Source organism: Conexibacter sp. W3-3-2 (genome assembly GCF_009707605.1).
Lineage (GTDB): Bacteria > Actinomycetota > Thermoleophilia > Solirubrobacterales > Solirubrobacteraceae > Paraconexibacter > Paraconexibacter algicola.
The window spans coordinates 3,747,447-3,760,398 of record NZ_WLYW01000001.1 but is presented as its reverse complement, the minus strand read 5'-3'; the positions used below and the strand labels follow the sequence as shown (position 1 = coordinate 3,760,398).

The 12,952-nt window shown below is 74.8% G+C and carries 10 protein-coding genes; 4 read left to right on the top strand and 6 right to left on the bottom strand.

Features of this window, described 5'->3' with window-relative positions:
- The first annotated feature begins 13 nt into the window (after positions 1 to 13).
- Positions 14 to 1,327 (top strand): sulfate adenylyltransferase subunit 1, encoded by a 1,314-nt coding sequence (locus GKE82_RS18090; protein WP_154734253.1) that lies wholly within the window; start codon positions 14 to 16, stop codon positions 1,325 to 1,327.
- Positions 1,328 to 1,600: 273 nt separating this feature from the next.
- Here GKE82_RS18090 and GKE82_RS27270 read toward each other — a convergent pair whose 3' ends face one another.
- From GKE82_RS27270 to GKE82_RS18080, 3 genes are all read right to left on the bottom strand, one after another.
- Positions 1,601 to 1,837 carry an endonuclease domain-containing protein gene (locus GKE82_RS27270; RefSeq protein WP_196189296.1) on the bottom strand — a complete coding sequence of 79 codons (237 nt, stop codon included), beginning with the start codon at positions 1,835 to 1,837 and terminating at the stop codon, positions 1,601 to 1,603.
- Positions 1,834 to 2,502 (bottom strand): hypothetical protein, encoded by a 669-nt coding sequence (locus GKE82_RS27265; protein ID WP_196189295.1) that lies wholly within the window; start codon positions 2,500 to 2,502, stop codon positions 1,834 to 1,836. Before GKE82_RS27265 ends, GKE82_RS27270 begins: the two co-directional genes overlap by 4 nt.
- Positions 2,503 to 3,036: 534 nt before the next feature.
- The gene (locus GKE82_RS18080; RefSeq protein ID WP_154734252.1) at positions 3,037 to 3,477 is read right to left on the bottom strand and encodes a hypothetical protein; all 441 of its coding nucleotides are present in this window, start codon (positions 3,475 to 3,477) and stop codon (positions 3,037 to 3,039) included.
- Positions 3,478 to 3,669: 192 nt separating this feature from the next.
- Here GKE82_RS18080 and GKE82_RS18075 point away from each other — a divergent pair, with 192 nt between their 5' ends.
- Genes GKE82_RS18075 through GKE82_RS18065 form a run of 3 tightly spaced genes read left to right on the top strand, consistent with a single transcriptional unit; the run spans position 3,670 to position 6,454 of the window.
- Complete coding sequence (locus tag GKE82_RS18075; RefSeq protein ID WP_154734251.1) at positions 3,670 to 5,466, top strand: acetyl-CoA carboxylase biotin carboxylase subunit; 1,797 nt, start codon at positions 3,670 to 3,672, stop codon at positions 5,464 to 5,466.
- Positions 5,467 to 5,516: 50 nt separating this feature from the next.
- On the top strand, positions 5,517 to 5,981 hold the full coding sequence (locus tag GKE82_RS18070) for a DUF4442 domain-containing protein (protein WP_154734250.1): 465 nt from the start codon (positions 5,517 to 5,519) through the stop codon (positions 5,979 to 5,981).
- On the top strand, positions 5,978 to 6,454 hold the full coding sequence (locus GKE82_RS18065) for an N-acetyltransferase (RefSeq protein ID WP_154734249.1): 477 nt from the start codon (positions 5,978 to 5,980) through the stop codon (positions 6,452 to 6,454). Before GKE82_RS18070 ends, GKE82_RS18065 begins: the two co-directional genes overlap by 4 nt.
- A 2,419-nt stretch (positions 6,455 to 8,873) precedes the next feature.
- Here the strand turns inward: GKE82_RS18065 and GKE82_RS31585 are convergent.
- From GKE82_RS31585 to GKE82_RS18050, 3 genes are read right to left on the bottom strand one after another with little or no spacing between them, the layout of a single operon-like run.
- Complete coding sequence (locus tag GKE82_RS31585) at positions 8,874 to 10,649, bottom strand: substrate-binding domain-containing protein (protein WP_375337008.1); 1,776 nt, start codon at positions 10,647 to 10,649, stop codon at positions 8,874 to 8,876.
- Positions 10,646 to 12,166, bottom strand: a complete 1,521-nt coding sequence (locus tag GKE82_RS18055; RefSeq protein ID WP_154734247.1) for a hypothetical protein — start codon at positions 12,164 to 12,166, stop codon at positions 10,646 to 10,648. Before GKE82_RS18055 ends, GKE82_RS31585 begins: the two co-directional genes overlap by 4 nt.
- Complete coding sequence (locus GKE82_RS18050) at positions 12,166 to 12,951, bottom strand: hypothetical protein (RefSeq protein ID WP_154734246.1); 786 nt, start codon at positions 12,949 to 12,951, stop codon at positions 12,166 to 12,168. Before GKE82_RS18050 ends, GKE82_RS18055 begins: the two co-directional genes overlap by 1 nt.
- Position 12,952 lies beyond the last annotated feature (1 nt).

The following is a 12,952-nucleotide window of genomic DNA, read 5'->3' as shown; positions in this document are numbered from 1 at the left end:
CGAGACCGCCGTGATGACCGCCCCTCCCCCCTCCCAGACCGACCTCGCGAACGCCGGCCTCCTGCGCCTGGCGACCGCCGGCTCCGTCGACGACGGCAAGTCCACCCTGATCGGGCGGCTGCTCTACGACTCCAAGGCGGTGCTCGCCGACCAGCTCGAGCACGTCGAGGAGGTGTCGCGCAAGCGCGGCTCCGACGTGCCGGACCTGTCGCTGCTGACCGACGGCCTGCGCGCGGAGCGCGAGCAGGGGATCACGATCGACGTCGCCTACCGGTACTTCGCCACGGCGCGCCGCACGTTCATCCTCGCCGACACGCCCGGGCACGTGCAGTACACGCGCAACATGGTCACGGGCGCGTCGACGGCCGACCTCGCGATCGTGCTGATCGACGCGCGCAAGGGCGTCATCGAGCAGACGAAGCGGCACGCGTACCTGAGCGCGCTGCTCGGCATCCCGCACCTCGCCGTCGCCGTGAACAAGATGGACCTCGTCGAGTGGCGCGAGGAGGTCTTCGACGGCATCGTGCGCGACTTCACCGAGCTCGCCTCGCGGCTGCACGGGGTGCGCGAGACGACGTTCATCCCGATCAGCGCGCTGCTCGGCGACAACGTCGTCGACCGCTCCGAGCACACCGACTGGTACACGGGCCCGCCGCTGCTCGAGCACCTCGAGACCGTGTCGCTGGACGAGGACCGCAACCTCGCCGACGCGCGCTTCCCCGTGCAGTGGGTGATCCGCGACGGCGGCAGCGACTACCGCGGCTACGCGGGCCAGGTCGCCTCCGGCGTGTTCCGGGCCGGCGACGAGGTGACGATCCTGCCGTCAGGTGCCACGACGACGATCGCCGCGGTCGAGACCTACGACGGGCCGCTGGACGAGGCGTTCGCCGGCATGTCCGTGACGATCCGCCTCGCCGAGGAGCGCGACGTCTCGCGCGGCGACATGATCGTGCACTCGTCCTCGCTCCCCACGGTCGCGCGGACGCTCGAGGCCGACGTCTGCTGGATGGGCGAGCAGCCGCTGCGTCCCGGTGCCCGCCTGGCGATCAAGCACACGACCGCGTCCGCGCGGGTCATCGTCGACGCGATCGAATCGGTCGTCGACGTCGAGACGCTCGAGTCGCGCGGCGCGGCCGCGGCGGACCCGGACGACGAGTTCGCCGACGTGCCGCAGCTGGAGCTCGCGCTCAACGACATCGGCCGCGTCCGCCTGCGCGTCTCGCGCGAGCTCGCGGTCGACCCCTACGCCGTCAACCGCGCGACCGGCGCGTTCATCCTCATCGACGAGGGCACGAACGACACCGTCGCCGCGGGCATGATCGCCTGAGGCGGGCGGGCGGGCGCAGGCGCGCGGGCGCAGGCGCGCAGGCGCAGGCGCAGGCGCGCAGGCGCAGGCGCAGGCGCGCAGGCGCAGGCGCAGGCGCGCGGGCGGGCGCGGCGCGGCGAGGCCACGCGCCCCCGAGTGAACGGGCGCGCCTCCCGCAACGCGCGAACTGGGTGATCGCAGGGCCAGATGTGGGTCTCGGATCACCCAGAACGCCGGGCCGCCCCCCGCCGCAGGGCGAACTGGGTGGTCGCAGGGCCAGATGTGGGTCTCGGATCACCCAGAACGCCGGGCGCCGAGCGCCGCGAGGAGATCGGCGACGACCGCGTCCGAGTCCTCGGTCACCTGCTGCCACGTGTACCGCAGGACGACGTAGCCGTTGGCGCGCAGCCACAGGTCCCGCCGGGCGTCCACCGCCGCCTGCCCGGGGCGCGCGTGCTGACGCCCGTCGAGCTCGACGACGACGCCGAGCTCCGGCCAGAGGCAGTCGACGATCCACGGTCCGAGGGTCACGTTGCGCCGTGGGAGCGGGATCCCGTGGCGGACCAGCAGGCTGCGGAACCGCCGCTCGAGCCGGCTGCGCATCTCCCCCACCCGGGGACGTGCCGCTCGATCGCCGCCCGGAGCCTCGCGCTGCCCCGGTGACCACGGCGCAGGAGGGCGGCGAGATCCTCCGGCCGCGTGCCGTGGTGGAACTCGGCCTCGCGCAGCGCCCGGTCCAGCGCGGCGGGCGCGAACCGGATCGCGATGTCGAGCAGCGTCCGCTCGACCGTCGTGATCGCGAAGCCGTCGAGCGGCACGACCTCGGCCGCGCGTAGCCGCGATCGGTGGATCCGGATGCCCTCGGGCGGCGTCAGCTCCCGGCGCGAGGCGAGCTCGATGAGCCCCGGGGGTCCGTGGGCCACGAGCTGCCAGCGTGCGGCCGCGGTCTGGTGGGAGAGCACGACGTCCGGGCCGCAGGCGAGGACCGCGGCGCGCAGCGCCGCGTCGGGCGGCGCGAGGCCCTCGGGGAAGGTGGCGTACACGCCGGTCCCTCCGTGCAGCGGACGCAGCAGCCCGGCGCGGCGGGCACGGCGGACGTCGGCGAGCGCGACGCCGCCGGCGCGCAGCTGGGCGGCGGTGACGACCCCGGACTGGGCCAGCACGAGCTCCCGGATGTGGAGAGGGAAGGTGACCATGCGCAGGACGATCACCCGGGCGCGCGCGGGAGCCGCCCTCTGTCACCGAAGCAGTGCTGGATCGCGTGCCGCCCGACGCGAACCTGCGCCCGCGCGCAACAGACGGTTCGAGCGTCACGGACGACCCGGACGCTGTCGCGGCCACCCCGGCCCACGCCGAACTGGGTGAGGCCGAGCCCATATCCGGCACCCAGATCACCCAGAACGCGCGGACTGCGGCCGCGGCCGCCGCGCCCACGCCGAACTGGGTGAGGCGGAGTCCATATCTGGCCTCCAGATCACCCAGAACGGGCGGAGCGGCGCGACGATGCGCCCGCGGCGGAGCGCTGGGGCGAGGCCGCCGGGCGAAACGGCCGCGGCGACGCGCCCGCGCCGATGCGCCCGCGGCGGGACGCCCAGGCGAGCCGGCGGCGGCGCGACGTGGCGGCCGAGCGGGACGCCCGGGCGCCGCGCCCGCGGCGGGGCACGGACCCGGCCGCGGATGCCACGCCCGATGTCGCGTCGCGCACCTGGCGCGACGCGACGGTCCGGGACCTACTCCTTCGCGAGCAGGGTGCCCGCGTACGCGATGGCCGCGGAGGCGAAGAAGCCGAGGAAGACGCCGATCTTGCGACCGATGTCGATCCCGTCGTCGAGGCCGTCGGGGATGTCCCCGTCCGGCACGCTGAGGATGCGGAACAGCACGAGCAGCGTCGCGAGGGCTCCGAGGCCCAGGACGAGCTGGCCCGCGGGCACCGGGAGGGCGCCGAGCTTGTTCTGCGCGGCGGCGACGGCCACGCCGACCGCGACGACGCCGGTGATGAACAGGACGATGTCGATGAAGCTGAACACCTGCCACGCGTTCCCGCTGTCCGAGGCCGAGATGTTGCCGAACGACGCCGACACCTCGTACCACGGCAGGAACATGATGATGAGCAGCGCGAGACCGGCACCACCGGCGACCTTGGCACCGGTGCTGAGCTGGGATGCGTCCACGAACGGGTCCTCCTTGGAGGCTTGAGCGGATGGGCGCCAGGAGCGTACTCCCGTGCGCGGCGGCCGACGAGCCGCCCTGGGCGCCTGCCCTACCCCCGCACCGCGCCCCGCACACCCCGCCCGGACACGCGTCGGGTCCCCAGGCCCGCCAGACGCCGCCCGACGCCCGCCTTGAAGTAGATTCCGGCCCCTATGTTCTCGAAGATCCTGGTGGCCAACCGCGGCGAGATCGCGATCCGCGTCTTCCGCGCGTGCAAGGAGATGGGCATCACGTCCGTCGCCGTCTATTCCGAGACCGACCGCAACGCGCTGCACCCCACCAAGGCGGACGAGGCGTACTTCATCGGGGACGGTCCCGCGTCCGAGAACTACCTCAAGGTCGACAAGATCATCGAGGTCGCCAAGGAGTGCGGCGCCGAGGCCATCCACCCCGGCTACGGCTTCCTGTCCGAGAACGCGCCGTTCGCGAAGGCGTGCGAGGACGCCGGCATCGTCTTCATCGGCCCGCCCGCGTCCGCGATCGACGCGATGGGCTCCAAGACGAAGGCCCGCGAGCTGATGCAGAAGGCGGGCGTCCCGATCGTCCCCGGCACCACCGAGGCCGTCGAGACCTACGAGGACGCCGTCCGCATCGCCCGCGACGAGATCGGCTACCCGGTCGCCGTCAAGGCGGCCTCCGGCGGCGGCGGCAAGGGCTTCCGCGTCGCGCTGACCGAGGACAAGCTCAAGGACGCCTACGAGGGCGCGAGCCGCGAGGGCGAGAAGTTCTTCTCCGACGGCACCGTGTACCTCGAGCGCTACCTGCCCGAGCCCCGCCACGTCGAGGTCCAGATCCTCGCCGACACGCACGGCAACGTCATCCACCTCGGCGAGCGCGACTGCTCGATCCAGCGCCGCCACCAGAAGCTCATCGAGGAGTCCCCCGCCCCGTCGTGGGTCGTCGACGAGGAGATGCGCGAGCGGATCGGCAAGATCGGCATCGACGCCGCGAAGGCCGTCAACTACGTCGGCGCGGGCACGATCGAGGGCATGCTCCAGGGCGACGAGTACTTCTTCCTGGAGATGAACACCCGCGTCCAGGTCGAGCACTGCGTGACCGAGATGACGACAGGCATCGACATCGTCAAGCAGGGCATCAAGGCCGCCGCCGGCCTGCCGCTCGACTACAAGCAGGAGGACATCGAGCTGCGCGGGCACGCGATCGAGTGCCGCATCAACGCCGAGTCCGCCCCGCGCAACTTCGCTCCCGCCCCCGGCCCGATCGGCAACTACAAGGAGCCGACCGGCCCCGGCGTGCGCGTCGACTCCGGCGTGCAGGCGTTCGGCGAGGTCTCGCCGATGTACGACCCGATGGTCGCCAAGCTCATCGTCTGGGACGCCGATCGCGAGCAGGCCACGGCCCGCATGATCCGCGCGCTGGAGGAGTACGAGATCGAGGGCCTCGAGACCCTGATCCCGTTCCACAAGGCGCTCCTGTCCACCGAGGACTGGGCCAAGGGCTCGATCTGCAAGGACCTCGTCGAGGACCAGGACTGGCTGAAGTCCACCGCGGAGGACGCGGGCGAGCGCTACGAGTCCGACGACGAGGACAAGGTCCAGAGCGACTACGTCGTCGAGGTCGGCGGCAAGCGCTTCGACGTGAAGGTGTTCGGCGACGCCCCCGCGTACGGTGCCGCGCCGGCCGCCGCGCCCGGGGCCGCCGGCCCGAAGAAGCGCGAGAAGCGCGCCGCCAAGGGCGGCGGCGGCGGCGCCGACCGGCTCGACTCCCCGATGCAGGGGAACATGTGGAAGATCGTCGTCGCCGAGGGCGACACGGTGGAGGAGGGCCAGCTCGTCTGCATCATCGAGGCGATGAAGATGGAGAACGAGATCGTCGCCCACAAGGCGGGCACCGTCTCCAAGCTCCACATCGCCGAGGGCGACCCGATCACCGCCGGCGCGCCGATCGCCGACATCACCAGCGCGCCCGCCGAGCCCGCGGCCGAGTAGCCGATCCTGCGCGGGGCCCCGTGCCCCGCGCCCGGAGTAGGTTGGCGGCCATGGACTACGTCGCCCTGGCCGCCGGGTACGAGCGGATGATCCCGTTCGCCCACCACATCGGGATCGCGATCCGCGAGATCGCACCCGGCACCGCGGTCGCGGTGCTGCCCGACGCCGACGAGCTGAAGAACCACGTGGGCTCGCAGCACGCGGGCGCGCTCTTCACCGTCGCGGAGGCCGCGTCGGGCGGCGCGTTCCTCGGCGCGTTCGCCGAGCACCTCGCGACGCTCACGCCGCTGGCGGAGCGCGCGGAGATCGCCTACCTGAAGATCGCGCGCGGACCGATCACCGCGAGCGCGGCGCTGCGCACGCCGGTCGACGAGGTCCTCGCCGCGCTGGACGCCGACGGCAAGGCGCGGTTCGAGGTCGGCGTCGAGCTGCACGACGAGGCGGGCGTCGAGGTCGGACGCGTCACGGTGCACTGGTACGTGCGGCGGACCGCCCCCGCGGAGACCCCCGCATGAGCGCGACCGCGCGGCTCGCCGGGACGCAGGACGCCGCCGCCGTCGCCGAGCTGCTGGTCGCGTTCCGCGACCACTTCGGCATGGACTTCCCCCCGGACGAGGTCTTCCACCGCGGCGTGCGGCACCTCCTCGACGACCCCGAGACCGACTACGTCCTCGGCTACGCGGACCCGACCGGGGACGCGTGCGGCGTCGTGCAGCTGCGGTTCCGCTACGGGATCTGGCGGGCGGGGTACGACTGCCTCGTCGAGGACGTGTTCGTCCGCGACCGCGCTCGCGGGCACGGGGTCGGCCGGGCGATGCTCGCAGCGGCGGTGGCGCGGGCGCGCGAGCGCGGCGCGCGGCGGATGGAGCTCGACGTCAACGAGGAGAACCCGGCCGCGATCGCGCTCTACGAGTCGTTCGGGTTCCGGGCCAGCTCGGTCGGCTCGACGGCGCGCGACCTCTACATGCGCGTGCACCTCGACCCCTGAGCTCCTCGAACGGACGTCGGGCTGTACGCCGAATGTCCTGCTCGGCAGATACGCTCGTGCCCGCGATGCCCTCGACCGATCACGTCTCGTCGCCCCCGCCGTCGGTCGACGCCTCCCTGGCGCGCCTGCAGCAGTTGCGGGCGCGGGCCGAGCAGCTGATCGGCGGCGGCGCGCCGGCCGCACCCGCCGCACCGGTCGCCGCACGCGCGCGACCGGTGGCGTCCACGCCCGCGAGCGACGTCGACGACGTGACCGCGCAGGTCACCGCCGCCCGCGCCGCGGTCGCGGCGCTGCGCGCCGAGGTCGACGGCGAGCGCCACGAGCACCTCGCCGAGATCGAGCGGCTGCGCGCGGACCGCGACGCCGAGCTCGACGGGCTCCGCACCCGGCACGAGCGCGTCGTCGACGAGCTCGAGGCCGAGCAGGCCCGGACGGCGGAGCTCGAGCAGCGCGTACGGGAGCTGACGGCGGACATCGAGACCGTCCTCGCCGACCTCGACGCGACGACCACCGAGCTCGAGCACGAGCGCGCCGACCGCGATGAGACCGTCCGCGAGCTCGTCGGGCAGCTCGAGGCCGAGCGTGAGGCCGCGGTCGCGATCGCCGCCGAGCTCGACGCGCAGAAGGCCGAGGCCCACGCCGCCGCGGTCGAGGCCGCGTCGCAGCTGGAGGCCGAGCGCGCAGCGCACGAGGCGACGCGCGAGGAGCTCGAGGCCGGCAGCGACGAGCGCGTCGCCGGCCTGACCGCGCAGATCGACGAGCTGCGGGCCCGCCATGCGGCGGACCTCGACGAGCACCGCGCGCAGAGCGCCGCGACGGCCTTGCGGTTCGCGCAGGAGACCGAGCGGGTCGCCGCGCAGCTCGACGCGCTCGAGACGCTCGCGGCCGACCTGACCGCGCGCGCCGAGCGCGCGGAGGGCGACCGCACCCGGGCCGACGAGGCCGCACGGCAGGCGACCGCCGAGCGCGACCGGGCCGCCGCGGAGCGCGACCGGGCGACGGTGCAGGCGCAGCGCGTCGTCGCCGAGCGCGACGCGCGGATCGCGGCGCTCGAGCGGGAGCTCGACGGTGCGCGGGCCCTGCTGGCGGCCGAGCGCGCGGACCGGGAGCGGCTCGCCGGTCAGCAGCGGTCCGCCGATCTCGCCCGGACCGGTGAGCTGCGCGACGCGGTCGCCGCGCGGATCGAGGCGGTGCGGCGCGCCGAGGAGGCGGACGCCCGGGTCGCCCGGGCCGAGGACGGGGTCCGCGCCCGGCAGGAGGAGCTCGACCGGCTGCGCGCGGAGGCCCGGGCGCAGCAGGACGCGCTCGTCAGCGCGCAGCGGCAGCTCGCCGAGGCGCAGGTCGGCATCGCCGCCTCGCAGCAGGAGCTCGAGCGTGAGCGGGTCCAGCGCGGCGCCGCGGACGCCCGGCTGCAGCTCGAGCGCACCGCGTTCGAGGAGCGGCTGCGCGCGGCCGAGCAGCAGGGCCGCCAGGCGCTCGAGGCCGAGCGCAGCGCGCACGCGCAGCGCCGCCAGGAGCTCGAGCAGCAGATCGTCGCGATCGAGACGCAGAGCGCCGCCGCCCTGGCCGCCGAGCGCGAGCTGCGCACGCAGCTCCAGACCGACCTGCAGGCCCGGATCGAGACGCTGCGCACCGAGCTGCGCGACACGACCGCGGGACTGCGCACCGAGCTCGACCGCGAGCGCTCGCGGCTGCAGCGGCGCGTCCACGAGCTCGAGCAGCAGGTGGGCAGCGAGGAGCGCGCCCGCATCGCCGCCGAGACCGACCGCGACACGATCCGGCGCCTCACCGAGCAGCTGCGCGGGGAGATCGAGGCGTCGCGCCGCGCCGCGGACGAGAGCCGGCAGCGCTGCGACGACCTCGAGCAGGAGATCGAGCGCCGCGACGTGCTCCTGCGTCGCGTCAGCGTCATCGCCGGGGACCTGCGCGGGCAGCTGACCGCGGTGCGCCGCGAGGCGGCGAGCTCCGTGCCGACCGTGACCGCCCCGGCGCCGACCTCGGCCGCGTCCACGGATGGCGTCGCGGCGGGCCCGTCGCGCGCGTCGGCTCCCGGACCCGTCGCGCCCACGCCCACGCCGACCGCGGATGTCGACGCGCACCACGCGACGTCCGAGACGGTCGCCGACCCCGCCCCGCAGCCGGACCAGCCGGCCGCACCCGCCGTCCCGAGCGTGGGCGCCGGCTCGCCCGGCGCCGCCGCCTCGCTGGACGAGCTCGCCGCGCGCATCGAGCGGCTCAAGCAGCAGGTCCGCTCCGCGGGCGGCCCCCCAGAGCCTCTAGCGGCCTCCCGGGCCCAGCGCCGCAGCGTCGGGGCCCGCCGCGCCTCCGTGGTCGTACCCGCACGGGCCAGGACGACGGACGGGCGCCGACCCCCGAGGGAGCCGACGCCCGTCCCGTCAGGCGGTTGCGGGTGGGCCGATCAGCCGCCGCGTGCGGCGACGCCGGGAATGTCCGACCGACCGTCGGAGGACGGCGCGGGCGTCACGGGCACGCGACCGGACGGCGCCGGCGCCGGCTCACGGCCGGGCGGCGTGATCGGCGTGACGGCCGTCTCCGGCTCCGTCGGCTCGATGTCGGTCGCGGCGACCTCCTGCTCGGTGGGCCGCTTGCCGCGGATCGTCAGGAGCTCGTCGGAGAGCTGCTGGTCGGTGATCGGGACGAGGCGGTTCTCGCTCGCGAGCGCCCGCGACTGGCTCACGAGGTAGTCGAGGAAGGTCTGCACCTCGCGGCGGCGCAGCGCCAGCTCGGACGTCACGATGAACACGCGCTGGGTGAGCGGGTAGACGCCCGTGGTGATCGTCTGCTGCGCCGGGAAGACGCAGCTCGGACCGGGGTAGATCGTCTTGCCGTTGCGGTCGGTCTTCGGCAGGTTCTCGCTGCCGCTGAGCGGGGTGCGCGGGTCGACCGCGCTGGTCCCCGACGCGCCGGTCGCTCCGGACGCACCCGTTGCGCCGGTCGGTCCCGACGGCCCGGTGGCGCCGCCCGCGATCCGCCGCTGGTCGGCCGCGCTGAGGTCCTCGATGCGGACCGGCTGGCCGCTCTCGGTCTCGGGCACGCCGAAGTCGAGCTCGAGCGGGCGCAGCTCCTCCTCGAACAGCTCGTAGTAGCTGAAGCGGAAGGCGCCGACCGTCCCGGGCTCGTCGGCGATCCCGAGCTGCTCGGTGCGGTAGCGGCGCACCTGCTGCTCCAGGCGCGCGTCGTACGCGGCGTTCGCCCGCGCACGGGCCTGGCGCTTGGCGTTCTCCACGAGCCGACGGTTGCGGGCGGCGAGCTGCTCGCCGTCCACGGTGATCTTCAGGCGACGGTTGCGCTCGTTGACCCGGCGGATCTCGGCGAGGATGCGCCGGTCGGCCGCCCGCTCGGCGCGCGAGACGTACGCGCGACGCGCGGAGATCGTGCGTGACCGCAGGCGCGCGCGGTACCGGGCGACGCGGCCGGCGACGCGCTGGATCCGGACGGCGTTCGTGACCTCGCGACGCTGGAACGCGTCGGCACGGTGGACGATGTAGTCGCTGCGCACGTCCGAGAGCGACGCGTCGACCCGGTTCAGCACGAGCTGGCCGAAGAACTGGAAGACGTCGCTGTCGGCCTCCCGGCCCGTGGCCCGGAGCGGCAGGTCGTCGAAGCCGAGCTGGGACCAGTTCGTGACGTCGGAGCCGGCCCGGAAGATGTCGTTGGCCTGGTTGACGGTGATGCAGTCACCGCCGACGTCGGAGCCGTTCTTCGTCGCCAGCACGATCGCGTCGGAGGCGAGCTGCAGCGGGTTGACGAGCTTGATGCCGCGCGAGGCGCAGAGGTCGACGATGCCCTGCGACGGCAGGGTCGTGACCTCGATCGCGTCGACCCGACCGGCGCACAGGTTCTGGTAGGCGCGGTCCTCGGTGGTGCCGCTGAACGCGATCCGCGAGGTCCCGCCCTCGCCGCGGTAGGCCTGGGCGCCCTGGCGCGTGATCGAGTCCTGCGTGCGGCTGTCGATCGCCACGGTGCCCGACGGGCGCTTGGGCAGCCGGGCCTCGAGCAGGCGCTGGCGCTCGGCGGCGCTCTGCCCGGTCGTGGCGCCGCGGCCACCGGTCGTGGACGGGACGGTCGGGGACGTCGAGACGTCGCCGGCGTCCTGCGTGTCGACGCCGCAGCCGGCGACGAGGAGGCCGCAGGCCGCGATGGCGATCCAGGAGGAGGTCAGTCGTCGGCTCATGGGACTCCGGGGGTGGACGTCTGCGCGTTCGGGGTGCGGGTCTGGCCCTGCGCCGTGACGCTGTTCAGTGCGGGGAACTTCAGGATGGGACCGCGGACCTGGACGACCTCGAAGTCGGAGACCTTCAGGCCCTCGATCTCGTTGCCGCGCAGCAGCGGGGTCGACACGTCGCCCGCGGCGTTCAGCTGCGAGCGGGTGAGCACGCGGCCGTTCCCGTCCAGGAGCCGTCCCTGCGGGTCGCGCAGCGGCTGGGTCCAGTCGTAGTTCTGCTTCGCGTAGAGCGTCGGCACGCGCGAGCGGTCCACGACGATCGCGCCGTACCTCTTCAGCGCGGTGATCAGGGCGTCCGCCGCCTTGCGGTTCGTGCGACCGGGGAACCGGTAGGGCGTGCAGGCGCTGCGGCGCACGCTGCGGTCGAGCGTGCCGTCGTCGCTGCGCGTGATCCCGAAGTCGGGGTCGTCGCAGCGCGCGTCGACGCGGCCGTTCAGGGAGGCGAGCGTCACCGAGGAGCGGAGCTTGATGCGCGCACCCTCGGGGATCGAGGTGAGCAGGCCGATGCCGTCGTTCGCGGACGCGGGCTGCACGTAGTTGCGCTGGGCCGGGCCGGGCAGCGAGATCGCGAGCGCGTGCTCGATCCGCCCGGCCTGGATCTCCGCCGGGTCGACGAGCCCCGCGAACAGCGGCAGGCCCGAGCCGCGCGCCGACGCGGTGTTCGGCTCCTGGAAGCCGGGGCCGTTGAGGTCCCAGCGGCGCATGAACTGGTAGCTGATGACGTTGCCGCTGCGGCCGCGGCGCGCCCGCCAGAGGTCGTAGGCGACGCCCTCGCTGCGGTTGATGACCGTGAACCAGCCGTCGTACTGCGGCAGCGGCGAGGTGTCGGCCGGGATGAGCAGCTGGTTGACGCGCGCGCCGTCACCGCAGTAGGGCGGCAGCTGCCGGCAGACGACGCGGGTGGGCACGGCGCCCTCCTCGTCGACCACGGGGACGGTCCACCGGCGCGTGTTGATGTAGAGCCCGGCGTTGATCCGCCGACGCTCGCGGCGCGGCGGCTGGCCGGCCTGCTCGACGACGCCGATGCGCTGCTGGGCGCCGTCGATCCACTGCCGGGAGCGACGGTCGATCGGCGAGTTCTCGACGATCGTGTTCCACGGGGAGTTGGCGGCGAACGGGCGGCGCGAGAGCGCCGAGCCGGTGGCGGTGGTGGCCGTCCCCGCCGCGGCGACGCCGCCCGCGGGCAGGCCCTGCTCGGTGGACGGCACCGGCGTGGGGGTGCCACTCGGCCCGGTCACCGACGGGGAGCCGGGCCCGCCGAGCACCTTCTGACCGCCCTGGTCGTTGGCCGAGTCGGCGCGGGTGCGCGTCGTCGCGTCAGGCGTGGTGGTCGTCCGGGGCGTCGTCGCGGTGGTCCGCGTCGTGCTGGTCGAGATGTCGGAGTTCTGGTCTTCGTTGGCGACCGCCCCGCAGCCGCCGAGGAGGGCGGCGGTCGCGGCGATCATCGTCAGACGGGCGACACGCATCAGGCATCGTCCTTCGGCAGTGGCGGACGGACGGGAATGGCCGGGCGCGGCTTCCGCTGCGGGGCGGCGGCACGGTCCGGCGTCGGGGAGGTCTCGGGCAGGGCACGGGCCGCGTCCCGGATGCGGGCACGGACGGCCTCGGCCTCGGGGCTGAGCGGCCGGGCCGGCGGCGCGGCGGGGGTCGCGGTCACGGAGCGCAGGGCGGGCCGCGCGGGTGCCGCGTCGGGCTCGGTCGGCGACGACGCCGGCGCCGGCGCGGCAGCCGCGCGCGGCGCGGCTGCCGGGGCGGGGTCGGGCCGGCGCGGCGCGACGGCCCGACCGAGCTCGTCGGAGGTCAGCCCGGGCAGCGTCGGCATCGGCTTGGCGGCCTCGGCGGCAGCGTCCGCGGCGGCGGAGCGGAGCGTCTCGACGAGCTGGTCGAGCTCGGCCTTGACCTCGAGCGTCTGGTCGAGGCGCAGCTGCAGCTCGCCCGCGCGGGCGGCGAGGTCGTCGGCGATCGACGTCAGCCGCTGGACCCGCCCCTGGGCGAAGCGGTCGACGCGGCGCCGCGCCTCCTCCAGGTAGCGGGCGGCCTCGTGCTCGGCCTCCTGGAGGATCGCGGTCGCGTCCTCCTCGGCGTCGAGGCGGACCGTGACGGCCCGGCGGGCGGTCTCGGCCTCGACCTCGGCCTGCAGCTCGCGGGCGCGGGCCTCGGCGTCCGCGAGGATCGCCGCGACGCGCGCGTTGACCGCGGCGGCGAGGTCGTCGCCCTCGGGGGAGGCGGGGGTGGACGGATCGTGGACCATC